Below are 24,739 nucleotides of genomic sequence, written 5' to 3'. Positions count from 1 at the left end.
CATGGAGACCATCGCAATGGCAGACAGTACGCAGCAGTCGCAGGTACTGGAGCTGGACGACATCCAGGGCACTCTGCTCCGCCAGCGTCCCTCCCCGTACACCGGCGCCTACGTCCTGCTGCGCATCGACGATCCGGCCGACGGCCGGCAGATGCTCACTCGCCTGATCCCTCATGTCGCCTCGGCGGCCCGCTGGTGGGACCCGCCCAGCCGGGCCTGGCTGAGCGTGGCCCTCAGCCACGCCGGGCTGCGTGCCCTGCACGTGCCACAGGCGTCGCTCGACAGCTTCCCGGCCGCCTTCCGGGAGGGCATGGCCGCTCGCGCCGCCCGGCTCGGCGACACCGGTGAAAGCAGCCCCGAGCACTGGGACGCGCCCCTGGGCAGCAGTGACGTACACCTGGCCATCTCCGTCTTCGCCCCGGACGACACAGGGCTGGAATCCCTCCTGGACGAGGGACGCCAAGCGGTGCGCGGCCTGCCCGGCGTGCAGGTGATCTACCGGCTCGACGCCACCCAGCTGCCGACCAAGCGCACTCATCTGGGCTTCGTGGACGGTATCGGCGAGCCGGACGTGGAAGGCGCCGGCGTGGCCAGCATCCTCCAGACCGACCGCGACCACTACGGCTACATGCCGGGCTTCGGGCCCACCATCAAAGCCGGTGAATTCGTCCTCGGCTACGAGAACCAGCTCGGTCGGCCCGCTCCCATGCCCGAGCCCGGAGTACTGGCCCATAACGGCACGTACGTGGCCTTCCGCAAGCTGCATATGAGAGTCGCCGACTTCCGCCGCTACCTGAAGAACAACTCCGCATCGCCCGAAGAGGAAGAGCTCCTGGCCGCCAAGATGGTCGGCCGCTGGCGCAGCGGAGCCCCCCTGGTCCTCGCCCCCGACCACGACGACCCGGAGCTGGCCGCAGACCCCGCTCGCGCCAACGACTTCACCTACCGCCAGGACGACCCCACCGGCCTGCGCTGCCCCATGGGCGCGCACATCCGCCGCATGAACCCCCGCGATGGCATGGACGAGACGTTCGTGGACGTGCGCATCCACCGTGCTCTACGCCGCGGCACCACCTACGGCCCCATGCTCCCCGAGGGACAACTGGAGGACGACGGCGCCGAGCGCGGCATCGTGTTCATCTTCATGGGCGCCGACCTCGTCCGGCAGTTCGAGTTCCTCAAGACCCAGTGGGCCAACGACGGCGACTTCACCGGCCTGGGCACCGAGAAGGACCCCGTCATCGGCGACAACGACGGCACCGGAACGTTCACCATCCCCCGGCGTCCCGTCCGCCGCCGCCTCAAACAATTGCCACGCTTCGCCGTCACCAAAGGCGGTGAATACCTCTTCATGCCCGGCATCCGGGCTCTGAACTGGATCGCCGGACTCGAAACCTGACACCGTCGAGCCGGCTCCACACCCAGAACAGCAGACGGCCAAACAGCAGACGGCCTTCGAACACCCCGAGAAGGGAGCCCGACATGACCACGAACACCGAGAAGCAGACCCGACCGGGCCTGAGGCACGGCCGAACCAATGAATTCACTCTCTTCTTCGACGTCAAGCCCGGCCAGAGCGAGAAGATCCGTCAAATCTTCCAGCAGCCAGGATTCGAAGACCGGCGCAAGGAGATGAGCGCGCGCATCGGCACTCTCCACGACGCACGCTGGGTTCTCTTCGACAACGACACACGCCTCATGTTCGCCACCAACTTCGACGGCGACTGGGACGCCTACATCGACGACTTCGCCAAGTACATCCCGGACATCTTCGACGCCATCCTGCAACACACCGAGAACTACCCGGGCATCAGCGCCCCCGACATCAAGGACCACATCGTCGCTCACCAGGCCACCGCCTGCTCCTACTTCCGCACCTACCCCGAAGCAACGGTCAAGGACATCGGGAAGGCACTGCGCGTCCAGGAGAAGTTCCAAAGCCTGCTCGACGAGGCGGGCTGACGGCCGACTTGGCTGCCGTGCCTCAGCACGCGAGGCATGGGGGTCCCCCAGCAGCCAGGCTGGTTCCAGGCACTGATTCTCAGGTGAACAACCTTGGGCGACGGGACGGCCGCTCGGCCGGAAGCAGACGCTCACCCGCGGCCGGCGGACGGCGTCGGCTCTGCACCGGTCGGGCCCCGTGCGGGGTGTACCGGGGCAGCGCCGGGTAGGCAGGACCCGGCGGCGGCCGGAGCATCGGCTCAAGGAGCCGGGTCCGGTGCGCGGCGCCGTTTTCGGCCCCCGGTGTGGAAGCTGCGTGGAATTCGGACGCGGTGCGGGTGTGCGCCCTTGGACACCGGGCGCACACCGTGATTTCACCAGTCGGGATCAACGGCCGCCGCCGTGGCCGCCGCCACCGCCACCGTGGTCACCGCCACCGCCACGGTCTCCGCCACCACCGTGGTCGAAGCCTCCGTGGTCGAAGCCTCCGTAGCCGCCATGGTCGAAGCCTCCGTAGCCGCAGTCGTCGCCCCACCAGCCGCAGTCGTCGTCGGAGTGGTGGGAGTACGAGGACACGTGAGCCGGGGCCGTGGGTGCCGCCGCAGCGGTCCCGGCCGCGCCGATCGCCCCGCCGCCTGCCAGCAGGGCGCCGGCCGCGGAGATGGCGAGCAGCCGCTTGGTGCGCTGCACGTTCATGGGGAATGCCTGCCTTCCGATGCCTCGCTCGACGTGTTGGGCAGAGGGCTTCGCCGTGAGGCATGTGAAATCCGGCTCAGCCTCCGAGGGTGCCGCGAAGGAGACGCACCTCATGACCCGGAACGCCGGATAACAGTCAGACGTGGCGCCGACGCCCTGGGGAGGGCGCCCGGGTGGGCGTGTATCGCGTCACAGCACCTCCTCACAGGCAAGCCTCGTCGGCGACCACCGCCGCGCACAGGGGCCGAAGGTCCCGCCCGGCCTCCGACCGGCCCCCGGAACGGGCCGGCCGACGCTGCCTTCCCGCTCGTGGCCGTCACTCGCTTGCGCCGTCAGGAGGGACGGCCCGCTCCCTCCCGTCGTAGGTGGTACCTGAGAGGGCACGGCCTGCTGCTTGTGCCGGACGATCCGGTGGAACGGGACACCGGCCTCTCCAGAGGTCCGGGGCTCCCCGACCACACGGATGACGTGGGCGACTGGACGGAGCCGCTGGGATCGGCCGGCCTCGTCGTGGAAGGCGCTCTGCTCCCAGTGTCGGTGCCGCTGCCCGGACGGAGTCTGCACCACAGCCCCTGAGCCGCGAACGGCCCGGGCCCTGCGAGAGGCGCCTGGCCGGTACCGGTCGACGGCATGCCCGGCCGGTCCACGGGTGCGGGTCGCGCCGGCCCGGCCTGTGCCGTGCGTACGAGAGCCCCTCGTGCTCACCGGGGCGCATTCGTGCGCACGGCACGTTCCGTGCCGACGGCGCGGGTGGAGTGATGACTACGAGGTGGGTACGGGTGCCACGCCGTCCTCGTCCGCTGCCACGGTGCCTCTCCTCAGCAAGGATTCCGCTGCCCAGGCACCGGGGCCGAGGCAGGCGATGAGGAGGAATGTCCAGCAGAACATGACCGCAGGCTCGCCGCCGTTGTCGATCGGGAGCAGAGCGTGCGACTGGTGCACGCTGAAGTAGGCGTAGGCCATGGATCCGGAGCAGATGACAGCTGCCGTCCGCGTGAACAGGCCGAGGGCCACGAGGGCTCCGCCGACCAGCTGGATGGCGGCGGCCCACCACGCGGGCCACTGCAGGGTGGGCACGCTGCCACCGCCGTGGGCCCCGCCCAGGACGCCGAACAAGGACGCCGCGCCGTGGCAGGCGAAGAGGAACCCGGTCACCAGGCGGAACACGGCCTGGGCGACGGGACGCAAGCTGCGTAAGGGCAGAGCCGATGAGAAGTTCATGGGGGTGCTCCTCAAGTGTGGAACCTGACGGCGACACAGGTCAGGTTCTGGCCATGGGCATGACACTTTCATGGTGCTCAGGACAGGACTCCCGTACCAGCGGTCGAATGCTCTGTGTTTCCTCTGAAATGGACTGCCGTCCGCTCCCCAGGAGATCCCGGTGGCCGACGTGGGTCAGCTGCCGGGCGTGTCCTCTGCTCCGTCGAGGACGCCGAAGACGTCCTCGACGGATCCGCGAGGCGTCGCCGGTCCGTGAGGCCGTATCCGAGGCGCAGCACCATCTGGACGTGACCGCGGCCGCTGACGGAGTCGTTGACAAGCAGACGGAGGTCCGCGCTTTCCAGCGGGTGGGACGTCAGGGACGTGGCGAGCCCGCCCGACGTCGTCTCCAGCAGGACGCGTTCCAGTGCCTGGCCGGTGACCAGCCAGTCCCGCGGGGTGTCCCCGCGGGTGCTGAGCATGGCCAGTTGCGGGCGTCCCTCGAAGGACGGACGGTCACGGCCCGCCACCCGGTGGCGCCCCGCGAAGTCCCGCAGGAGGGACTTGCCGTCCCGTCGGCTCGGACCGAAGGCGTACTCCGGGACACCGTCGACGGCGGACCTGGCCTCCGCACCGAGCCTGGTCCATCGGGTCAGGTCCTCTTCAGAGTTGCGAACAAAAGGGGAGTCCGGTCAGCTCGCGGCGTCCGGTGCGTGCGATCGCAAGGCGCCGGAAGGTCCTTGTAGCGGAGCCACCAGGGCCTTCCGGCAACGCCGCGAGCGTGCGTGCCGGGCGTCGCGAGCCGGGCGCCCCTTTTGTTCGCAGCTCTTAGGCAAACGGATCCGGCGTGTCGCGGCTCTCCGCGTCGTGGACCGGGCTCAGGCGGCGGCCCGGCCCGCGAGCGCACGACGGGCGCCGTAGATCGCAGCACCGGCGGCGAGCACGGCGGCACCGCTGATCACCGAGGCCATGGGCAGGGCGAGCGCGAGCGCGAGACAGCCCGCCAGGCCTACGGCGGGAACGAGCCCGGCTCGGCCGCCTCCGGTCCCTGACAGGGTCCAGGCGGAGGCGTTGGCGACGGCGTAGTAGGCCAGCACGCCGAAGGAGGAGAAGCCGATCGCCGCACGCACGTCGGCCACCGCCGCGACGACGGCCACCACCGCGCCGACCGCCGCCCCGGCCCGGTGCGGCACCTTGAACCGGGGGTGAACGGCGGACAGGACAGGGGGGAGGTGCCGGTCGCGAGCCATGGCGAGCACCGTGCGCGAGACCCCGAGGACCAGAGCGAGCAGCGAACCCAGCGACGCGAGCGCCGCGCCCGCCCGGACCACGGGTGCGAGACGACCGGCGCCCGCGGCCCGCACCGTCTCCACCAGCGGTGCGGGAGACTCGGCCAGGCGGCCGGGGCCGAGCACGGTCAGGGCGCTGACGGCGACGAGGGCGTAGACGACGACAGTGGTGCCGAGCGCGAGGCGTACGGCACGGGGGACGGTCCGCGCCGGGTCGCGCACCTCCTCCCCGAGCGTGGCGATCCGGGCGTAGCCCGCGAAGGCGAAGAACAGCAGCCCGCCGGCCTGAAGCACCCCGCCGAACGAAACGCGTGGTCCCCCGCCCGCGTGCGTGACGCCGGCGGTGCCCGCGGCCAGCGAGACCGCCACGACGGCGGCGAGAACGGCCAGCACGAGCGTGACGATCACTCGGGTCAGCCACGCCGACTTACGCACACCGGCGTAGTCGACGGCGGTCACCACCACCACAGCCCCGACCGCGACCACGTGTGCGTGAGCGGGTGACACGTAAGTGCCCACGGTGAGAGCCATCGCCGCGCACGAGGCCGTCTTGCCGGTCACGAAGGCCCAGCCGGCGAGGTATCCCCAGAACGCGCCCAGCCGCTCACGTCCGTAGACGTAGGCGCCGCCCGAGGCCGGGTATCTGGCGGCCAGCCGCGCCGACGAGGTGGCGTTGCAGTACGCCACCACCGCCGCGACGGCCAGCCCCGCCAACAGTGCCGAACCCGCCGCGCGCGCCGCGGGGCCCGGCGCCGCGAAGATTCCCGCTCCCAGCATCGCGCCGAGACCGATCACCACGGCGTCCGGCACTCCCAGGCGACGTTCCAGCTCGTCCGGCGCTCCAGCCGTCCTCGAAGCTCTGCGCATCTCCCCGCCCCCGCCCTGACCACTCACGCGTTCCGACATCGCAGGGCATCGCGCCGCCGGCTCACGGGCGGTGGGTGCCGACGGCTCGGTTCTCCGTCCCCGCCCACGTGTCGGCGCCGGCGGCAGCCCCCTGCGACCGCCACCGGCACACGGCGGCGGTGCCCTACGAGGAGGGGCCGGCCGTGGTCTCGCCGACGACCTCGCCGCGTCGCCTGCGGTGTGGCGCCCGGCGCCACCAGGCTGTCACATCCGCTGCGGAACCACCGCCACCGGACATCTCGCATGGTGCAGCAACGCGTGTGCCGTACGGCCCAGTTGGAACCCGAAGGCTCCTGCTTCGCGCCGCGCACCGACGATCACCAGATCAGCGGCGGCCGATAGCTCCACAAGCACCCGGTGCGGCGGACCCTCAACGGTCGCGCAGCGCTGCCGGACCGCCGGATGGTCGACCATGGCTTCACTCAGCAGTTGTTCGAGCAGTCCCGCGGCTCGTTCCTCCTGTCCCGGCGCGGAGTCCTCACCCGCCACCGGGCCACCGGCCGCTGCGGGTCGCGGGCTGCGCCACGCGCGGACGATCTCGAGAACGCAGCGACGTACCCCGGCCTCGCGGAAGGCGAACCGGACCGCCTCTCGACCGGTCTCCACTCCACCAGCGCCGAGCAGGATCCGCTCGTGCGTCCCGGCCGGCCCGGCGGCGTCCCCGCGGACCACGATCACCGGGCACCGTGCCCGGCCCGCCACCGCCAGGCTCACCGACCCCAGCAGCAAGCCCTTCAGCTCGCCCCGTCCCCGGGAGCCGGTGACCACGGCGAAGGCGCTGTCCCCGGCGCCCGCCAGAGCGGAGACCGGGTCCTCGGGAAGGACGTCCGAGGTCACCTTGGCACCGGGGTCGCGGCGCCGTGCCCGCTCCTCGGCGACGGCGACCACGTGCTCGGCCATCACCTGCTCCGAGGGGCACTCAGGACTGCCCGAGGGCTCACTCCCCTCGTAACGCTCCCACAGGGAGCCGTACACCAACCTGAGCGGCAGACCGTGCCGGGCGGCCTCGTCCACCGCCCAGTCCACCGCGGCCAGGCTCGCTCCCGAACCGTCCACACCCACGACCAGGGGCAACTCCATCCTTGTCACCGCCTCTCAGCCGAATGCCGCATCCTGCTCCGGGACGTCCCGCTGCCGCCACCGTCGCATCCGGCGCCGCCCGGCGCGAGGCCCACGGTCCCCGCACGACGCGGCACAGGGCCCCGGCTCCAGGGCTCCGGCGCCCGGTACCCGGCGACACGGGTGGTGCCCGGCACGGCAGGCCAACGCCGCGGACGAGGGCCGCCCCCCTCCGGTGCCCGGCCGGCCTCTGTGGCACGGAGCTGAGGCATCACAGGCTGGGGCCGTGAGCGCGGAGGGAGACGTACGCGATGGCCGACACCGAGCAAGCACCGGTGCACGCGCTGCTGACCGACGGCACCACCATCCGGATCCGCCGCTCGCACCCCGGCGACCACGCCGGGGTGCTGCACCTGTACGGGGGGATGCCCGACGCGAACCTGCGGCTGCGGTTCTTCGCCATCAGCCGTACCTCCGCCCGGCAGGCCGCCGAACGCGTGGCCGCGGCGCGCGTCCACCTGCTCCCGCGCCGCCCCCACGACCCGTATCTGCGGCGCCTGCGCTGAGCGGATGCGGACCGGGGCGCGGGGGCGCTTGAGGCCGAAGGGCCCTCCACTCGGCCCGGACGGCCCGTGGCGGCCCGCGTCCGGGCGACCGCACGCTGAAGGTGAGCCGCCCTCCCGTCGGGTCGGCACCGCGGAAGGAGTTCTACGATGACCTCCACCACCCAGGCCGCCGCGCTGCCCGCCGAACACCGGGCACAGCTGATGTCCCTGGCCCACGACGTCTCCTTCCCCATGGGCGCCCGCCTGTTCGAGGAAGGGCAGCACGCGGAGCGCTTCTGGATCATCCGGACCGGAACGATCGCCCTCGACCTGCACGTCCCCGGCCGCCGCGCCGCCGTCATCGAGACCCTGGGCCACGGAGAACTGGTCGGCTGGTCCTGGCACTTCCCGCCCTACCTGTGGCACTTGGGCGCCGGGGCCACCAGCCCGGTACGCGCCCACGAGTTCGAGGCGGCCACCGTACGGATGCTGTGCGAGCGGGACGCGGAGTTCGGACGTGCCGTCGCCCGCTGGGTCGGCAAGGTGACCGCCCACCGGCTGCACGCGGCCCGGATCCGCCTCCTGGACCTGTACGCCCCCTACGGCAGCGGACCCCGGTGACGCTCCGGCAAGGCCGGACGGGACAGCGGCGCACCGGCACCTTAAGGAGGAGAACGAGACCATGCCCAGCAGCCCGCACTCCGTCAGCGACGTCATGACGCAGACCGTCGTGGCCGTGGGGCGCGACGCCCCGTTCAAGGACATCATCAGCCTCATGGAGCAGTGGAAGGTCAGCGCGCTCCCGGTCCTGGAGGGCGAGGGCCGGGTGATCGGCGTCGTCTCAGAGGCCGATCTGCTGCCGAAGGAGGAGTTCCGTGACAGCGATCCGGACCGCTTCACTCAACTGAGGCGCCTGCCCGACCTCGCCAAGGCGGGCGCCCTGACCGCCGGAGAACTGATGAGCACGCCGGCCGTGACCGTTCACGCGGACGCCACACTCGCCGAGGCGGCCCGCATCATGGCCGTGCGCAAGGTGAAACGGCTTCCCGTCGTCAGCGCCGAGGGCATGCTCGAAGGACTGGTCAGCCGCGCGGACCTGCTGAAGGTGTTCCTGCGCTCGGACGACGACATCGCCGAGGAAGTACGGCGGGAAGTCGTGTCACCCCTCTTCCACGCCACCGGCGAGACGGCCCGCGTCGAGGTCTGCGACGGTGTGGTGACCCTCACCGGGCGCATCAGGGACACGTCGTTCGTGCCCGTCGCCGCGCGCCTCGCACGCGCCGTCGAGGGCGTGGTGGACGTCGACTGCCGGCTGACGAGCGCGGCCGCCCCGGTGGACCCGGACTGAAGCCTGAAGGGGGGTCTCCGGCATCCTCACTGGGCGGCGCCCGAGAGACCGTGGGAGCGACACCGCGCCGGAGCCTCCTGGCCACGGACCATCATGCCGCCGGGCCGGTGCTCCGCCGCGACGTCGTGACCGTGGAGCGGACATCCACCACTCCCTCGACCGAGCGGACCAGGCGCAGGGCGAGCGGCACCATGGACACGTCCGCCACCTCCCCCGACAAAGTGACGACGCCTTCGCGCACCCGCACGCGCACCGAGTCGAGCGGAACCGGGAACCGCCCGGCGACGACCTGGTGCCGGACCTCCTGCGCGATGGCCTCGTCGCTGCGGAGGAACACCTTGAGGAGATCGGAGCGGCTGACGATGCCGATGAGAACCCCTCGGTCATCGACGACAGGAAGCCGCTTGATCCCGTGCCGGGCCATGATTCTGGCAGCCGCGGCGAGGGTCGCGTCGGCACGGACGGAGACCGCCGGTCTGGTCGCCAGGTCCTGGGCCGTGACCGCCCGCGCTCTGACCGCGCCCGGCGGGCCGGCCGATCCGACGGGCCGGTCCACGTCACCAACGGGCCGGTCCACGTCGCTGTCACGGAACTCCTCCTTGCGCAGCAGGTCCGCCTCGGAGACGACCCGGTGACGTGACCGTCACCGTCCAGCACCGGCATGGCGCTCACGCCCCAGCGCCGCATCGTCCGCACGATCTCCTTGAACGTCGCGGCACCTGCGAGGGCGACGACCTTGCTGGTCATCACGTCACTCACGGTGTACTGGAAGCCCTGCACGACAACCTCCCGCGTGGTCGGCCGACTCCTGGCCAGAAGTCAGAAGGAATCGAGGCCGTACAAGCTGCGGCCGCCGACCAGTTCCCGGCCGGTGACCAGCTCGGGCTCGATGCGGATGAAGACCTCACGGGGCGAGGGCACCCAGGAGGGAGGCCAGTCCGCGACGAGGTGACCGCGCTCGGCGGGGTCGCTCATCACGGACGCGGAACCCGTCACCACGACGCTCCAGCCGGAGCGGGTCGCCGCGTCCACCTCGTCGGCCTCGAACGCCACGACCGCACCGTCGATCGCGCGCGCCAGCTCGGAGGCGGCCGCGGTACGCAGCAGCACCGCGCCGTCGCTGCCCACGCGATAGTTCACCGGGAGCACGGCGGGCAGTGCCTGGCGCGTGTGGACGACACGGCCTACCACGGTCGTGACCAGCAACCGCAGGCATTCCTGCCGATCCAGCTCCCGGAATCCGTCATTGCGGTACATCGGTCGATCCGCTCTATCCGGTTCTGACCTGCTCTCTCCGGTTATGACCGAAACGGCCGGCCGACCCGCTCCGCCCTCCGCGCGCCGGCTCAATCGGTCGCCGTCACGGGCAGGACCTCGTTCCGCGGCAGCTCACCGAGGACGACCTTCAGGGCCCCGGTGTCGGCGGCGTGCGCGAAGACGTCGTAGGCCTCCTGCGTCTGCTCCAGCGGGAAGACGTGCGTCACCAGCTGGGAGGTCGGCAGCCTCCCGGCAGCGGCCATCTTCAGCAGGGTGGGCGTGGAGCTGGTGTCCACCAAGCCCGTAGTGATGGTCACATTCCTGATCCATAGATCCTCCAGGTGCAGGGTCGCCGGCCTGCCGTGGACGCCCACGTTGGCGACTCGTCCTCCTGGCCGCACCATGCGGGTGCACATCTCGAACGTCTCCGGCACTCCCACCGCCTCGACGACCACGTCCGCGCCGAGCCCTCCCGTGAGGTCCGCGACCAGTTGCTCGGGAGCCTCACGGGCGTCCGCCACCGCCTCGGCTCCGAGTTTCCTCGCGGCCTCCAGCCGGGCCGGGGCGAGGTCCACCGCGATGACGCGTTCGGGCGCGAACAGGCGAGCGGTGGCGACGGCCGCCAGGCCGATGGGGCCTGCTCCGACCACGGCGACGGTGTCCCCGGGCCGGACCCGGCCGTTCAGCACGCCGACCTCGTAGGCGGTGGGGAAGATGTCCGCCAGCAGCACGGCGTCCCTGTTCGTCACCGAGGCCGGCAGCGGATGCACGGACAGGTCGGCGAAGGGCACACGCACGTACTCCGCCTGAGTGCCGTCGATCAAGTGGCCGAGGATCCAGCCCCCGCCGCCCAGGCACTGGCCGTACACGCCCTCACGGCAGAAGCGGCAACGCCCGCAGGCGGTGATGCAGGAGACCAGCACCCGCTCCCCCGGCCGTACGCTCCGCACATCGGTGCCGGTCTCGACGACCTCACCGACGGCCTCGTGCCCCAGCACCGTGCCCGGGCGCACCTCCGGGACATCGCCCTTGAGGATGTGCAGGTCCGTCCCGCAGATCGTGACCGTGTCGACCCGGACGACGGCGTCGGTGGGCTCCTTGACGTCCGGGTCGGGCACCTCCTCCCAGGCTGAGATGACGGTGGTCTCCTCGACCTCGTCCCAGCCGCTCTCCGCCCCGGGATCGGTTCCGGCGTAGAGGGTGACGACGGGGTTCTCCAGGGTGCTGCCGACGTCGATGCGCAGCCAGTCCTCCCCCGCGGTCAGGAGTCCGTGGCCGCCCGGCTGGGGGCCGCCGGTGTCGGGGTCCATAACGTCTCCAGAGGCGACACGGTGCATCGCGCGGTGGACGGTTGATCGCCGGCGACACCGAGGCGAGCGGCATCACGGCCGCCAGGTGGTGCAGTCGTCCGCGCATCGCATCGGGGCCGGCGGTGCGGTAGCGCGGGACGGACTCCTCCATGAGGACGACCTGGAGACGTTCAAGCTGCCCGCGCTGACCGGCAAGGGCGCGGGGTGAATGTGCTGGCGGGTCACGGTACTCGGGGGACGCGGAAGCCGGCCGCGCGGAGCTTCTGTTCGGTCAGTGCGGTCAGGCGGGCCGAGATGGGGGCCTGTTCCTCGCCGTGGTTGTTGATCAGCCGGTATCGGGCGGCGGCGGTGGCCCAGGCCCGCATGGGGCCGCTGGCATCGAGGAGTTCAGGGTGGGCGAGGTAGTGGTCGGCCAGGGCTGCCGCGAGTTCCTCGATGCGCGGGTCGTCGGGGTCCCAGCTCTCGGCCTCCCAGCCGCGCTGGGTCAGTTCGACGTAGTCGGGGTCGGCCAGGCGGCTCTCCTGGACGGCCAGGAAACCGTCGAAGCCAGCCGGGATCAGCGCCTTGGCGAGGACCAGCGCCTCGCGCTGTGTGGCCACGTACTCGGCGGTGAAGCCGAGGGCGCGCATGCGGTCCAGAAGGGCGCAGGCCCGGTCGGGCAGCAGGGCCCGGTCGCCGTCAGCGAGCCGACGCAGCGTTTCGCGTCGAGTGGTCAGCTCCGCTATGTGATCGGCAAGTCGGCGCTCCACGTCGGCGAGCGCCGCGGTGAACTGCGCGCCGTCCGCAGTCAGCAGGGGCGCGGTGTCGGCGAGCGGCACTCCGGCGGTGGCGAGGGTGCGCACCTGCACCAGGCGCAGCAGGTCGGCCGAGCCGTAGCGCCGGTAGCCGGAGCTGTCGCGCTCCGGCTCTGCGACGAGTCCCAGCTTGTGGTAGTGCCGCACCGTCTTCACCGTGACACCGACGAAGGCCGCGGCCTGCCCGATCGTGACTCCGTTGCTCATGCGCCCAGTGTGCCGAACACCTCCTCGGCGAGCCGCTGTTGGGCTTTCTGGAAGGGCGCGGCGAGCGACAGGCCGGGATCGTCGACGTAGTTGAGCCCGGCGGTCAGTGTCGTGGTGCCATCGGCCGAGGCGTACATCAGGGCCGCTGAGCCGCCCTGGCCGCCGTTGTGGTGGTAGACGGTTCGGCCCTCGCCCAGGTCCTGAGCGAAGATCCCCAGACCGTAGCCGATGGTCTGCTCCGGGGTGCGCATCTCGGCCAGCAGTCCCTCCGGCAGCAGCATGCCGCCCATGAGTGCGCAGAAGTACGTGTGCAGGTCCGCGGTAGTGGAGATCATGTCGCCGCCGGCGCCGACCCAGGACGGGTTCTGCCGGGTGATGTCGATCGTGCGCTCCACCCCTGCGTCGTCGTAGCGGTAGTAGCTGTGGTTGTGGGGGTCCGGGATTTCGGGGGAAGCGCCCGGCGCCAGCGTTCCGGTCAGGTGCAGCGGTTCGAGGATCCGTTGCCGCAGTTCCTCGGCGAACGGGCGGCCGGTGAGCTCCTCGACCAGCAGCCGGGCGATCACGTAGTTGGTGTTGGCGTAGCTCCAGCCTGCCCCCGGCTCGAACCGGGTCGGCCTGACGAGCGAGAACCGGACCAGTTCTGCCGGTTCGTAGGTGTGGAAGCGCAGGTCCACCCACTCCTTGCCCTGCCAGGGGATGCCGGCGGCGACCTTCCCGTCCTCGTAGTACTCCCCTGTGTGGTTGAAGATCCCGCTGGTGTGCTGGAGCAGCATCCGTACGGTGATGCGGCGATCGAGGCCGAGCTGCGGCAGTTGGTCGGCGACCGGGCTGTCCAGGCCGGTCCGGCCCTCGGCCACCAGCATCAGCACTGTCGTCGCGACGAAGTTCTTGGTGGTGCTGCCGATCCGGAAGTGCGCGCCCGTCAACGGACGCTGAGTGCCACCCAGTTCACGGCGTCCGGCGCTGCCCACCCATGCGCCGCGCTCGTCGTCGACCCGCAGTTGCACCCCGAGGATCCCGGACGCCGCGATCTCCTCGATCGCCTTCTGCAGTTCCGGCCGGTCCGGTCCCCGGGGGGTGGGATCGCTGGACATGGTGCACCTCCGCGTCGTGGGTGACCCGCTCGATGCCGGGCCGTCGCGGAGAGCTTGGACCCTGACCTCGGGTCAACCTCAACTGTGACGTGCGTCACGACATTTGAACCGTCCTGGACCGGCGTCGTGTTCAGGCGGCGGCGAAGGGCCCGTACGAGGGTTCGGTGGTGCCGAAGCCGGTGACCGATGCCTGCGCGGTGGAGTGCGGCGGCCGTCGAGGTGACCACCACGGCATGGTCGTCGTAGCCGGTACCGAGCGGCCGGCACGTGATCGGGTCGTACTCCTGCCTGCGCAGCACCGAGACACGTATGTCCTCCGACTCCAGCAGCGTCTTCGCCTCGCCATCTCCTCGTTGGTCAGCACCCACACCTGCCGCTGGTCCTGCTGCACCGACTCGATCCGCACCAGGTGGTGGTCCTCCAGATCCAGGAGGTTGTCCCGCGTGAGCCTGTCGTGCTGCTTGTCCGGACGGGTCAGCTTCCACAACTGATCGGCCGTAGCCCTCTGGAAGAACCCCAGCACTTGCAGCAGCTCCCGGCGTCGAGGCCGGCTCGAAGTCCTTCTGTGCTTCGGACGCCGTGCTACATCCACATGAGGGATGTCGGACCCGCGACGACCCCCTGCCCGCCGGGCCTGACCTGCGCAAACCCCGGTCCTTGGCGACGGGGCGCGGAGGGGGTGATGGAGGGGTCCACGGAAGGAGTCTCTCCGGCCCGGTCAAGGTGCTGCTCGGGGTCGTCTGCGGCCACGGGGTGCTCCCGAACGGTGGGGCGGGCCCAACTCCCGCCATTCACTTCGTACAGGTGTGGAATCCGGGCTCCGTGTGACGCGGCCTTGAAGAACCCCGCCGCCGCGACCGCATCGTGATCAACTCCCGTGGCTTCGATCGCCAGGTGGCCCCGCGTCCTCGGGCGTCGATGAGGTCTGCGGTCTGCGAGGACTGCTAGTTGGGCCCCGAGAGGGTCGACAGCTGGCCCCAGTGAGTGGTGTGCATCGTGAAGTCGCAGGTCACCGGTCTGGTCGAAGGGCGAGTGGGGTGCTCGCGCCGGTCGACGGCCGATGACCATGGTGACGCACCGGAAGGTCTCCCGCTGCCGGACGGTCTTGTCGGTGAACTACCGCTCCGGACCTGCCCGAGCTTTCTGATGCCTACGCACACCAGGCCCACTGACGTGCAGTTTCTATTACGCCCGGATCTCAGGGGGGACCTCGCTCACGCGAGGCCCCGACGGGTTCAGACGGTGAGGACAAGCTTGCCCTGGAGGTGACCGCCATCGAGCAGCCGGTGCGCGTCGGCGACGCGCTCGAACGGGAACGTCTCCTGCACGTGGACCCGGAGCCTGCCCTGTTCGACGAGTTCCACGAGGCCTCGCAGGGCGACCTGATCGGGCTCGACCGCAATGCCGCTGAAGCGCATACCGGCCGCCTCGTACTTGGCGATGAGCTCCACATCCTCCTCGGCGACCGCCGTCACCAGGTGACCACCTGGGCGGAGCACTTCGAGCGACCGCTCGACGGTGTCGCCGCCGATCGTGTCGAGCACGACGTCGATGTCGCGGACGGCCTCGGTGAAGTCGACCGCCGTGTAGTCGATCACCTCGTCGGCGCCGAACCCCTCGACGAACTTCCGCTTGCTCCCGCTGGCGGTCGTGATCACGTGCGCGCCGAGCGCTTTCGCGATCTGGATCGCGACGTGGCCGACCCCGCCACCACCGCCGTGGACCAGGACGCGGTCGCCCTCGCTCACGCCGCCGAGGTCGACGAGGCCCTGCCACGCCGTCAACCCGACGACCGGCAGCGCCGCCGCCTCGACGTGCGAGAGCGACACCGGCTTGCGTGCCAGGTGCACCGCCGGCGCCGACACCACCTCGGCGTACGCACTCGCCGCCCGCGGGAACAGCGGCATCCCGAACACCTCGTCGCCGGGCCTGAACCGCCACGTCTGCGACGACTCCTCGACCACGCCGCTGATGTCCCAGCCGAGGACGAAAGGCGGCGGGCCGATCAACGGGAACTCGCCCGCGCGCAGCCGCGCCTCCAGCGGGTTCAGCCCGATCGCCTTGACGCGGACGACAACCTCGGTCGGGAGGGGCTGGGGTTCGGGCGCGTCCACGATGGTGAGCACCTCGGGACCGCCGAGCACCTGCTGGGTGATGACTCGCATGACTCTCCTGGTTTGGGAAGGGGGAGGGAACCCAGGCTAGGTTTCCGACAGGAACCAGCAGGTACCTCTGGCGCAGGTACCTTTGGCTCCATGAGTTGTTTCGGTCCCGGTGATCTCTTTCTCGCCGACTGCCCGGCGCGTCTGGCGGTCGAGCTCATCGCCGACAAGTGGACGGTGGTCGTGCTCGCCGGCCTCAGCAGGGGTCCGGTGCGCCATGGCGAGCTGATCGAGTTGATCGGTGGCATCTCCCGCAAGATGCTCACCCAGACGCTCCGACGGCTCGAGGCGCACGGACTCGTCCGCCGCCACGCCTACGCCGAGGCCCCGCCGCGAGTCGAGTACGAGCTCACCCCGCTCGGGGCGACGCTGATCGAACCGATCCATACGCTGACCGAGTGGGCGAGGGCGAACGGCGACGCAGTGCTCGACGCGCTCGACGCCGATCCCGAGCCGGTCGCCCATGGCGACTGAGGCCCCCGCCAGGGCAGCGACCTGCTGACGGATCGTAGGCGGGGGCCGGTCGTGGACGCAGCCGAATCCGGCATCCCGCCGGAGTTGGACCTGTCTCGTGATCTACGCCGTGGTCCTGGGCCGCCGACCGGCATGAAGTACTCCGGCATCCGCACCTGTGCCGGCATCCTGGCTGTGAACGTCTCCTACCCCGGCGTCAAAGCCGACGGAAAACCGCTGACGTTCAAGGCCTACCGGCACAAGGCACGAAGGTGCCGGGCAAAGACATCTACATCTGCGTGAACGTGTCGGACTACACGGTGGCCGTGCCTGCCCCGGAAGACACACCGTCCGGTCCCACGTCCCCCGCCGCTGACCTCGCCTCGCCGTGACCACCGGGACCCGACGGCGGCCGGCCTGTCCGGCAGAATCGAGGGGCCGGGCCGGCACACGGCTGCCTGCGCCACCGGCTCACGCCAGTGCCCCCGGTGCGTGCCTGGCACGCGCGCTGACGCCTGCCCGGGCGGCTCACCGGAGCCAGATCTCCTGTAGGCACGTCTGGTCCCCCGTGGCGAAGGGAATGATCTGGTCCGTGGACTACTCAGACTGCGCGGACGTCCTCGCACACGTGCAAAAGAACCCTCACGGGCATCCTCGGGTGGTGCGGCAGGCCAACGTCTCAAGGCTCCTTGAAGCGTTGGGCCGCCCTGAGCGCGAACTCCGCGGGATGCTGGTGATCGGAACGAACGGCAAGGGGTCGACCTGTGCGTTCGCGGTGTCGGCCGTGGCCGCAACCGGCGTACAGGTCGGCAGCATGCCCAGCCCCCACCTGCAGGAACTCAGGGAACGCATCCGCGTCGACGGGGTTCCCGTCACACGCGCGGAGTACGCCGCGGCGTTCGCGGAAGTCTGGCAGGCGATCGAGCAGCATGGTCTGCCCGTCCTGGCCCAGGGCATCTACACGGCGACCGCGGCCGTCCACTTCCGGCGGGCCGGGGTCAGGCTCGCGGTGGCCGAGGCGGGCATCGGCGGGAGCAGGGCGGCGGCCGCGGAACTCGGCCTGGACGTCAAGGTCGTCACGGGCATCGGACTCGACCACACCCGGCTGCTCGGCGGATCCCTGTCCCAGATCACCCGGGCCAAGGTCGCAGCCGCCCAGGACGGGGACCATGTCGTCCTCGGACGCCTGGCCCCCGAAGCAGCCACCGCCGCAGATCAGGTCCTCAAGGAGCGGACGGGTCTGTCGGTGTGGCGCATGGACCACGAGATCCACTACACCGCCCGTGCCGCCGGCCGCGGCGACGACGGCGGCACGACGACATTGGTCGACGTCTTCACCCCCCGCGCCGTGCACCGTGATCTGCCCTGCCCGCTCTCCGGCGCGCATCAGCACCACAACCTCGCGCTCGCCGTCGCGGCGATGGACTCGATGGCCGAACGCGGCCACATCCAGGAACCCTACGCGGAACGTCTGCGCGCACGACTGGCGGCCACGCGCTGGCCCGGCCGCCTCGAACTCGTTGCGCACGCACGGCTCAACGACTGGACAGGCCGCGTCCTTTTGGACGGCGCCACCAATCCGCAAGGCGTCGCGACCGTCGCCCCGGAGATCCTGCGCCATGCCCGGGCCGACGGCAACTCGGGCCCGCCCGTACTGGTCTTCGCCGCGATGGACGACAAGGACGTCTCCGGCATGCTCGCCCCGCTCCCCGACCACTGGCCCCTGGTCCTCACCCGCACCGACGCCCCACACGCCGCGAACTGCACCACCTTGCACCACCGGCTCTCCCCCGACCGCCGGGGACCCTGCCTGACAGCCCAGAACACCCTTACAGCGCTGCACCAGGCTGCCGAACTCACCGGGCCCGGCGGCCTGATCATCGTCTTCGGCTCGCACCGCCTCGTAGGCGAAACACGCACCGCGCTGGCACTGCCGCCCGTGTGATGGAACCCGGCGACGACACTGTGCACCGTGTGCGGGTGCGCGCAGGAGATCACCGCGCTGCCGCGCGGCTTCGGCCACACCGGCGAAATAGACAGCGACGTGTGGCTGGACCCAGGCGGCTTTGTTGACGCGTCGCCGTGGCGGCAGCTGAACACGGGTTTGGGAGGCACCGTCACCGAGGCGTGTTCAAGGTTCACGAGGATGGGCAGCATCACGGCGAGGCGGCCCTGAGACCGGCGACCGGCACGTGCCGCGCGGGGGTAGGCCCGCGCGGCACGTTCGGGGTCAGATGCCGAACGCAGCGGCGTAGTGGACGGTCCCGCTGGGGAGCGGATGGCCGGCGTCGAGGCTGAGCGCCATCAGAGCGTCATCGGGAACGTCGATGGTCAGCCCGATGCCGTGGGCCGAGGCGCGGGTGAACCCGAACCGGGGGTAGTAGGCCGGGTGCCCGAGGACGACCACGTGGCGCTCCCCGAGGGATCGTGCCGCGGCCAGGGCGGCACGGATCGCCGCTGTGCCGGCACCGGTGCGCTGCTGCTCCGGTCGCACGGCGCACGGTGCCAGGCAGAGGGCCGGTGTGGTGTCGATGTGGCAGCGGGTCAGCAGCGCGTGACCGGCGAGGCGGCCGGTCTCGTCCGCTGCGACGAGGGAGAGGCCCTCGATCCAGGCGGCCGGGTCGGCGCGCAGGCTGTCGACGAGGTCGGCCTCGGCGGGGGTCGGGAAGGCGGTGAGATTGATGCAGCGGATGGCAGGGATGTCGGCGCCGGTTTCGGCGCGCGTGATCCACGGGTTGCTCATGATGATGGTGAATCCATTTCGGAAGGCGTTCGTGTGGTGGCCCCGCGAGCTCACGCTCTCAGCTGGGACAGGGCAAGGGATTCAGGCCACGGCCCGGGACGTGAGGGAGACCCGGACGCTGCGCAGGGTGGCCCTGAGCGCGGTCATCGACCTCACCTCCCATCCTCAGCTCCTGGTCAAGCACGAACGCGGCAAGAGTACACGGCCGTGCCCGCCTCCTCACTGGGCTGCCGGTCTCGCCGTTGCTGGAACTCGTGTACGTCTGCCCCCGGCGTTCGAATCCAGGTGCCTTTTAAGGTGAGACAGTCTTTCACCACCTGGTGGAGGCCGCCCCCTCTCCTGTCTCGCCCCGCGGCCGTGATTCAGAGGGCGATGCGGGTCAGGACTACGCGCCCAGCTGTGCCCGAGTGACGACCCTGGCAAGCACGTCATCGGCTTGTGCCGGGCTGCAGTGGCCCTCCTGGAACAGGGCCAGGCCCGTGGTGCCGTCGGCTCCGCCGTCATGGTCACGCGCGGGTCCGGCCGTGCCCGGCCGGGTCAGGGCGTGGCGGCCCTGGTGGACGACCTGGCCGTCTCGGAGGACGGCCAGGCGGGTCGGAGCAAGGCCCCGGCCAGGCATGGCGAACGGGTCACCGCTGTACGGGGCGGGCGGGCTGGGCGCACTCCACCACGCCCTCCAACTCCGCCTGGGGTCGATGAAAGTGACCTGGAAGGGTGACAAGACCTGCACAGTCTGAGCTTGTTCCTCATCTCTACCAGGAGCCTTACGCCTGACCGGACTTGGGATCGCGTGGGTCGTAGCGCAAGTGACAGCGGCCAGTTGCGATTCCCCCGCTGGCGGCCAGTTGGTGGGGAGGTACCTGGCCGCCAAGCGTTACTCACTGTTGATGGAGCGGGTTGCTCGTCTGGCGCAGGTGGGCGTCGATCAGGGCGAAGGTGGGTTCCGGTTGTTCAATGTGCGGAAGGTGGCCCGCCTCGGGGATGACCTCGAGTCGGCCGTTGCCAAAGGCTTCGGCGTACGCCGCACCGTAGGCGGGGGTGACGATGCGGTCGCTCTCCCCCCAGAGCAGGAGGGCAGGCGCCTGGATACGCCCGAGCTGGCGCAGCAGCTTGGGGTCCCGCATGTAGGGGTCGCCGGCGAGGATGCGCATGGTGGCCATGTTGGTTTGTCTGCGCGCGAGTTCTTCGGATGGGACGTCGGCTGGGTCGACGTAGTAACGGTCTGAGTCGTGCCAGGAGTGCTCCGCAACGCCGCGGGCGTCAAGGGCGAAGAAGTCGGTGATCGGTTCCGTCTCGACCTCCACGCCGACAGCGTCGATCAGGACAAGGCCGGTGATGCTTCCCGCGCTGTCGCGTACGGCCATCTCGGCGGCTATCCAGCCTCCGAGCGAGGAGCCGACGACGAGAACGTCGCGCAGCCGGCGTTCGCGCAGTGTGTGCAGGTAGGCGAGGGCGAGGTCGTCGATGCCGGTGAGCCATGCGGGGCGGCGCGTGCCGTCCCAGCCGGGGTGCACGGGTGTGAGGGTGCGGGCGGTGCGGGAGAGGTGCTGGGCGAGGCCGGCGACTGTGGCGGGGCCTCCGCCGCCATGCAGGATGAGAACTGGTCTGCCGGCTCCGGCCTCGGACACAGTGAGGGACAGGTCGGCGTACACAGCTGATGCGTCTGTGAGCATGCCCACCAAGGTAACTAAGTATCTTTATATAAGCTAGCTTAGTCATGACGTAGACTTGCTCCATGCATGGTGAGCTGCAAGAACTCGGCAGAGCGGTCAAACAAGCCCAGTATCGACAGCATCGGGCACTCGACAGCGCACTCTCGGCCATCGGCACGACGCTGGCCCAGTGGGACGCCCTGCGTGCGATCAGCCGCTCACCCGGGTCATCGGCCCGCGAGTTGGCCGCAGCGACATTTCAGACCGGGCAAGCCTTCGGTACGCTCATCGGCCGCCTCGCGGCACAGGGCCTCGTGGAGCGCCGACCGGGACACGGCCGCCGCATCGAGCATCACCTCACGCCCCTCGGCGAGCAAGTCCTGGCCGTTGGCCACAAGGTTGCTGACGAGGTGCTCGCCGACTGCTTCTCCGCCTTGCCCGACGCGGACCGCGCAACCCTGCTCGACCTGCTTCAGCGCCTCACCGCAAACCGAGACACGTAGACCGGACCGCCAGGGGGCCGAGCAGCGTGCAGCAGCCGGCTGTGCCAACGCCGCCTCATCGGAATGTGGCGTGGCCGCCGACCGGGTCCTCCCCTGGGCACTGCGCGTCATGAGGGGAGGCCGTCCGGTGGTGTCCTACCGAAGCGTGTTCCTTCTTGACACGTTATGTGACACCTACGGCTTGACCGGCGAGGTGATCGGCGATCCGGCCGGGGCTGCGGAGTCCGGCACGCCCGCGTAGTCGGGCAGCTCGACGCCGTTGATCGCGCGCCCGACCAGCTCGGTGAACCACTCGCCGGCGAAATCGGGGCTCGGCTCGGCGTCCGGCCCGGGGACGTCGCGGCTGCGGGCGTTCAGCCGGCCGATCTCCTGGTTGGCCTCGACGAACGGGCGCATCCGCGCCTCATAGCGGGCGAACCCGGCTTCCGGCTCCCACCCTGCGGCGGCCAGCTCTCCGGCCAGCAGGTAGGCGCCGACCAGGGCCAGCCCGGTGCCCTGCCCGGACATCGGCGACGAGCTGAACGCCGCGTCCCCGAGCAGCCCCACCCGTCCGCTCGACCAGCGGTCCATCACCACCTGGGCGACCTGGTCGAGGTAGAAGTCCGGGGTGTCGTCCAGATACGCGAGGATGTCGGGGGTCAACCAGCCCAGGCCAGCCATCCGCCCACGCAGCAGCACCTTCTGGGCGGCGATGTCACGGTAGTCGACGTCGAAGTCAGCCGAGCCGAAGTAGAACATCGCCATCGCCCGGGTGGCGTCCTGGACGGGTCGCAGGAGGGCTGAGCGCCCGGACTCCTGATCCCGGTACTCGAGCAGCCAGCGGTCGAGCCCGAACTCGTTGGGCACACTGTAGAAGGCCAGCACGTGCCCGAGGTGGCGGAGGAACCGCACATGCGGCCCGAAGACCATCGCCCGCAGCGCCGAGTGCAGCCCGTCGGCCCCGACCACCAGGTCGAAGCGCCGCCGGTCGCCGCCCGCGAAGACCACGTCGACCCCGTCCGCGTCCTGGGCGAGCCCGGCGATTCGGTCGCCGAAGACATACTCGACGCCGTCGCGGGTGTCGTCGTAGAGCACCCGGGACAGATCCCCGCGCAGGATCTCGATGTCCGCGATGAACCCGTCGCCACCGTCGTCGTCGGCACGGAAGGTCTCCAGCACTTGCCCATCCGCGTCTACGGTGTGCGCGCCGGCGGTGTCGGTGCACTCCGCGCGCACCGCTGCGTCCAGCCCCATGCGCCCGATGACCTCCTTGGCCACCCCGCGCGCGTCCACCGCCTGCCCGCCGGGACGCAGCTCGGGGGCCCGCTCCACCACGGTCACTTCGGCCCCTCGCCGGCGCAGCCAATGGGCCAGCGCGGGTCCCGCGATGCTCGCCCCCGCCACCAACACCCTGGGAGCGCTCGCCCGCGCCCGCTGCTCGCCAGTCCGGATGGTGTGGTCCTGCTTGAAGTCGTCGACGCTCATCACTGCCTCCATATGCCCTCCCGCGCTGGGACGTTCCCAGCACAGGCCCACCGCCTGTCGGTGTGTCCAGCCGTTCCGACCACGGATTCGCACAAGACTCATCGGCACGACCGAAATCGCGTCCACGCTCCGCAAACACCCGGAACTCGGCAGGCCGGGCTGCTCGGACAGCAGGCGGTAGGGCGTTCGCCCCCTGCGGCGCCTTGCGCAGGTCGGCAAACAGGGACTCCACCCCCTGCTTGTGTGCGGCGGACGTCAGCCTCTGCCCGTCCGGAGCCTCGATGACCAACGGGCCATGGCGCCGTCGGCCGAAGCCTGCGGAAACTCCTTCCGCAGCAGGTCGATGGCCTGCTGCGACTGGGTTCCGGGGAGCGTGAAGTCGTCCGTCGTACCACCCGACACGCTGCTGGCACCGATGACCGCGGCGACGAGCACCGCGATCCCCGCCGGCAGCACCGGCCTGCGCCGCCGGAAGGCGAGCAGACCGAGCCGGTAGAGAAAGGTGGTCACGAAGACCGCTCCCCCAGGAGGGACAGCGGATGTGTGAGGGCGCCCTGACAGGCTCCGCCCGTGAACGTAGAAGTCGCGTGCGGCCGGAATGAGCTACGCGAGGACGAATCTGCGGCCGGGACGGGACCCCCGTACCGGGCGGTGTCCTCCTTGAGGCGGACGTCCCGGGCCTCAGCCGGCCGGGTGGGCGGCGAGAAGCGCCGCGGTCGCGTCCCACAGCTCCCGCTGCACGCGCGGCTCCCGGCCGGGCTCGGGACACTGCAGGGGACGGGCGTCGCGGACGGAGAAGTAGCCGCCGCTGGTGCCCGCGAACGCCGGGTCGGTGGCGAGTCGAACAATGATGCCGGCGCCCTTGCGGGGATCACCGATCCTCAGGGTGTTCAGCACCCGCTGCAGGACCGCGGAGCCGGGCAGGTCCCGGCCCAGACCGGTGGCGTTGAAGCCGGGGTCGCAGCAGTTCACGGTCACCTTGTCCGCGTCCAGGCGGCGGGCGAGTTCCTGCGTCCACATGATGCTCATCAATTTGGTGCGCCCGTACAGGGACATCGACTCCCGCCGGGTGTAGGGATCGGTGCGCCGCAGGTCCACGGCCGGGGCGATCGTTTTCGCCTGCTGGGCCGCTTCGGAGGCGACGTTGACGATCCGGGCCGGCGCCGAGGCGCCGAGCTTCGACGTGAGCGCCTCGGTCAGGACGAACGGACCTAGGTAGTTCACCGCCGTCATCTCCGCGAGGCCCTCGGTGGTGATGCGCTGCGCGAAGGCATGCAGGCCGGCGTTGTTGACCAGGACGTCCAGGCGCGGGTAGCGCGCGGTGATCTCCTCGCCCGCGCGGCGGGCGTTGGAGAGCAGGCCGAGGTCGGCGTGGAAGACGTCGACGGGCTCGTCGGTCACCGCCTTCAGGTCGGCGACGAGGGCTTGCGCCTTGCTGCGGGAGCGGGCCACGACGCCGATGCGGTAGCCCCGGCGGGCCAGCTCGAAGGCGGCAATGCGGCCCAGTCCGGAGGTGGCTCCGGTGATCACGGCGACGGGACGATCCATCCCACAACTCATTTCGTGAGGTACCTCATGATTATGTTGTGCGAGGATACCCGAACCATGGAGCAGCACGAATCAACAACGGCGGGCAGCGCCCCGGAGCAGGTGGGACTGTCCTTCCTGGCCCTCGCGTACAGCCTGCGCGAACAAGTCGACCAGCACATGCTGGCGACCGCCGGCCTGTCCCTGTCCCGCACCAAGGTCCTTCAGGCACTGGCCGGCTGCGGCGCGCTCCACCAAGCGCAGCTGGCCGCCTCCCTCGGCCAAGCACCGCGCTCCGTCACCCAGATCGTCGAGGCCCTGGAGCGCCTCGGCATGGTCGCCCGAACCGGCGACCCCGAGGACCGCCGCCGCAAGAGCGTCTCCATCACCGACATCGGCCGCACGGCGCTAAGGGCCGCGGAAGAAGCGGGCACGCACGTACTTCGCCAGCACTTCGGCCGTCTCGAACCACAACAGCTGGCCACGCTCGACACGCTGCTCGCGCACCTGGACATCGCCCTCACTGGCGGCAAGACCGGCTGACACGCACGGAAGGGCCCCGCCCCAGTGGGTCAACCGGTGGACCCGT

Annotated in this window: 25 protein-coding genes and 2 pseudogenes; 10 read left to right on the top strand and 17 right to left on the bottom strand. The window is 70.6% G+C overall.

Translation table 11 applies throughout. The annotated features are described in order from the left end of the window. Positions 1-16: 16 nt before the first annotated feature. Positions 17-1,399, top strand: coding sequence for a Dyp-type peroxidase (locus IG64_RS35910; RefSeq protein WP_037864358.1), 1,383 nt, complete (start codon positions 17-19; stop codon positions 1,397-1,399). An 83-nt stretch (positions 1,400-1,482) separates the two neighbouring features. After that, positions 1,483-1,962 carry a hypothetical protein gene (locus IG64_RS35905; protein WP_051813746.1) on the top strand — a complete coding sequence of 160 codons (480 nt, stop codon included), beginning with the start codon at positions 1,483-1,485 and terminating at the stop codon, positions 1,960-1,962. A 366-nt stretch (positions 1,963-2,328) separates the two neighbouring features. Here the strand turns inward: IG64_RS35905 and IG64_RS41780 are convergent, their stop codons facing one another. The 5 genes and pseudogenes from IG64_RS41780 to IG64_RS35885 form a co-directional block, all read right to left on the bottom strand. Then, complete coding sequence (locus tag IG64_RS41780; RefSeq protein ID WP_051813744.1) at positions 2,329-2,637, bottom strand: hypothetical protein; 309 nt, start codon at positions 2,635-2,637, stop codon at positions 2,329-2,331. 762 nt (positions 2,638-3,399) lie between these two features. Then, positions 3,400-3,858 (bottom strand): DoxX family protein, encoded by a 459-nt coding sequence (locus tag IG64_RS35895; RefSeq protein WP_051813742.1) that lies wholly within the window; start codon positions 3,856-3,858, stop codon positions 3,400-3,402. A 174-nt stretch (positions 3,859-4,032) separates the two neighbouring features. Continuing rightward, positions 4,033-4,499: pseudogene (locus IG64_RS42690) on the bottom strand (nitroreductase); the annotation flags it as partial. A gap of 216 nt (positions 4,500-4,715) precedes the next feature. Continuing rightward, positions 4,716-5,993: an APC family permease gene (locus IG64_RS35890; protein WP_037864356.1), complete on the bottom strand. Its 1,278-nt coding sequence runs from the start codon at positions 5,991-5,993 to the stop codon at positions 4,716-4,718. Positions 5,994-6,236: 243 nt separating this feature from the next. After that, on the bottom strand, positions 6,237-7,112 hold the full coding sequence (locus tag IG64_RS35885) for a universal stress protein (RefSeq protein ID WP_037864353.1): 876 nt from the start codon (positions 7,110-7,112) through the stop codon (positions 6,237-6,239). A gap of 290 nt (positions 7,113-7,402) precedes the next feature. Here IG64_RS35885 and IG64_RS35880 point away from each other — a divergent pair, with 290 nt between their 5' ends. The 3 genes from IG64_RS35880 to IG64_RS35870 all read left to right on the top strand — a co-directional run bounded on the left by IG64_RS35880 (position 7,403) and on the right by IG64_RS35870 (position 8,984). Then, entirely contained in the window at positions 7,403-7,657 is a 255-nt protein-coding gene (locus tag IG64_RS35880) for a hypothetical protein (RefSeq protein WP_037864351.1), read from the top strand. 147 nt (positions 7,658-7,804) lie between these two features. Then, positions 7,805-8,257, top strand: coding sequence for a cyclic nucleotide-binding domain-containing protein (locus IG64_RS35875; protein ID WP_037864348.1), 453 nt, complete (start codon positions 7,805-7,807; stop codon positions 8,255-8,257). 61 nt (positions 8,258-8,318) lie between these two features. Further along, positions 8,319-8,984, top strand: a complete 666-nt coding sequence (locus IG64_RS35870) for a CBS domain-containing protein (RefSeq protein WP_037864346.1) — start codon at positions 8,319-8,321, stop codon at positions 8,982-8,984. Between the two features lie 91 nt (positions 8,985-9,075). Here the strand turns inward: IG64_RS35870 and IG64_RS35865 are convergent. The 3 genes and pseudogenes from IG64_RS35865 to IG64_RS35855 form a co-directional block, all read right to left on the bottom strand. Beyond that, positions 9,076-9,731, bottom strand: a pseudogene (locus tag IG64_RS35865) (CBS domain-containing protein). A 72-nt stretch (positions 9,732-9,803) separates the two neighbouring features. Continuing rightward, entirely contained in the window at positions 9,804-10,241 is a 438-nt protein-coding gene (locus IG64_RS35860) for a pyridoxamine 5'-phosphate oxidase family protein (protein ID WP_037864345.1), read from the bottom strand. An 89-nt stretch (positions 10,242-10,330) separates the two neighbouring features. Next, positions 10,331-11,551, bottom strand: a complete 1,221-nt coding sequence (locus tag IG64_RS35855) for a zinc-dependent alcohol dehydrogenase family protein (protein ID WP_078884411.1) — start codon at positions 11,549-11,551, stop codon at positions 10,331-10,333. A gap of 85 nt (positions 11,552-11,636) precedes the next feature. Between IG64_RS35855 and IG64_RS43420 the strand changes: the two genes are divergently transcribed. Further along, positions 11,637-11,759: a hypothetical protein gene (locus tag IG64_RS43420; protein ID WP_420710048.1), complete on the top strand. Its 123-nt coding sequence runs from the start codon at positions 11,637-11,639 to the stop codon at positions 11,757-11,759. A gap of 13 nt (positions 11,760-11,772) precedes the next feature. Here the strand turns inward: IG64_RS43420 and IG64_RS35850 are convergent, their stop codons facing one another. From IG64_RS35850 to IG64_RS35835, 4 genes are all read right to left on the bottom strand, one after another. Further along, entirely contained in the window at positions 11,773-12,552 is a 780-nt protein-coding gene (locus tag IG64_RS35850) for a MerR family transcriptional regulator (protein WP_037864344.1), read from the bottom strand. Next, positions 12,549-13,646, bottom strand: a complete 1,098-nt coding sequence (locus IG64_RS35845; protein WP_037864342.1) for a serine hydrolase domain-containing protein — start codon at positions 13,644-13,646, stop codon at positions 12,549-12,551. Before IG64_RS35845 ends, IG64_RS35850 begins: the two co-directional genes overlap by 4 nt. A gap of 130 nt (positions 13,647-13,776) precedes the next feature. Further along, positions 13,777-14,133: a hypothetical protein gene (locus IG64_RS35840; protein ID WP_234438723.1), complete on the bottom strand. Its 357-nt coding sequence runs from the start codon at positions 14,131-14,133 to the stop codon at positions 13,777-13,779. A 748-nt stretch (positions 14,134-14,881) separates the two neighbouring features. Continuing rightward, positions 14,882-15,811 carry an NADP-dependent oxidoreductase gene (locus IG64_RS35835; RefSeq protein ID WP_037864340.1) on the bottom strand — a complete coding sequence of 310 codons (930 nt, stop codon included), beginning with the start codon at positions 15,809-15,811 and terminating at the stop codon, positions 14,882-14,884. 90 nt (positions 15,812-15,901) lie between these two features. Here IG64_RS35835 and IG64_RS35830 point away from each other — a divergent pair, with 90 nt between their 5' ends. Both IG64_RS35830 and IG64_RS35825 read left to right on the top strand, forming a co-directional pair. Beyond that, the gene (locus IG64_RS35830; protein WP_037864339.1) at positions 15,902-16,282 is read left to right on the top strand and encodes a winged helix-turn-helix transcriptional regulator; all 381 of its coding nucleotides are present in this window, start codon (positions 15,902-15,904) and stop codon (positions 16,280-16,282) included. A 559-nt stretch (positions 16,283-16,841) separates the two neighbouring features. Further along, positions 16,842-18,206, top strand: coding sequence for a bifunctional folylpolyglutamate synthase/dihydrofolate synthase (locus tag IG64_RS35825; protein ID WP_234438728.1), 1,365 nt, complete (start codon positions 16,842-16,844; stop codon positions 18,204-18,206). Between the two features lie 285 nt (positions 18,207-18,491). On the opposite strand, the gene IG64_RS35815 is transcribed toward IG64_RS35825, so the two are convergent. Together IG64_RS35815 and IG64_RS35805 are read right to left on the bottom strand one after the other, a co-directional pair. Then, positions 18,492-19,004, bottom strand: a complete 513-nt coding sequence (locus IG64_RS35815) for a GNAT family N-acetyltransferase (protein ID WP_037864335.1) — start codon at positions 19,002-19,004, stop codon at positions 18,492-18,494. An 878-nt stretch (positions 19,005-19,882) separates the two neighbouring features. Next, on the bottom strand, positions 19,883-20,677 hold the full coding sequence (locus IG64_RS35805) for an alpha/beta fold hydrolase (protein WP_078884414.1): 795 nt from the start codon (positions 20,675-20,677) through the stop codon (positions 19,883-19,885). 62 nt (positions 20,678-20,739) lie between these two features. Here IG64_RS35805 and IG64_RS35800 point away from each other — a divergent pair, with 62 nt between their 5' ends. After that, positions 20,740-21,159, top strand: a complete 420-nt coding sequence (locus IG64_RS35800; protein WP_037864330.1) for a MarR family winged helix-turn-helix transcriptional regulator — start codon at positions 20,740-20,742, stop codon at positions 21,157-21,159. 174 nt (positions 21,160-21,333) lie between these two features. Here IG64_RS35800 and IG64_RS35795 read toward each other — a convergent pair whose 3' ends face one another. The 3 genes from IG64_RS35795 to IG64_RS35785 all read right to left on the bottom strand — a co-directional run bounded on the left by IG64_RS35795 (position 21,334) and on the right by IG64_RS35785 (position 24,171). Next, positions 21,334-22,623 (bottom strand): FAD-dependent monooxygenase, encoded by a 1,290-nt coding sequence (locus IG64_RS35795; RefSeq protein ID WP_199811728.1) that lies wholly within the window; start codon positions 22,621-22,623, stop codon positions 21,334-21,336. A gap of 255 nt (positions 22,624-22,878) precedes the next feature. Beyond that, positions 22,879-23,133, bottom strand: coding sequence for a hypothetical protein (locus IG64_RS35790; protein ID WP_037864328.1), 255 nt, complete (start codon positions 23,131-23,133; stop codon positions 22,879-22,881). A 171-nt stretch (positions 23,134-23,304) separates the two neighbouring features. Further along, positions 23,305-24,171, bottom strand: coding sequence for an SDR family NAD(P)-dependent oxidoreductase (locus tag IG64_RS35785; RefSeq protein ID WP_063758870.1), 867 nt, complete (start codon positions 24,169-24,171; stop codon positions 23,305-23,307). Between the two features lie 57 nt (positions 24,172-24,228). Between IG64_RS35785 and IG64_RS35780 the strand changes: the two genes are divergently transcribed. Continuing rightward, a complete protein-coding gene (locus tag IG64_RS35780) occupies positions 24,229-24,693 on the top strand; it encodes a MarR family winged helix-turn-helix transcriptional regulator (RefSeq protein ID WP_234438722.1) in 465 nt (154 codons plus the stop codon). The last annotated feature ends 46 nt before the right edge of the window (positions 24,694-24,739 follow it).

This window comes from Streptomyces sp. NRRL S-340, assembly GCF_000720185.1.
Lineage (GTDB): Bacteria > Actinomycetota > Actinomycetes > Streptomycetales > Streptomycetaceae > Streptomyces.
Note: the sequence above shows the minus strand (reverse complement) of the source record. Positions and strands in the feature narration are given on the sequence as shown.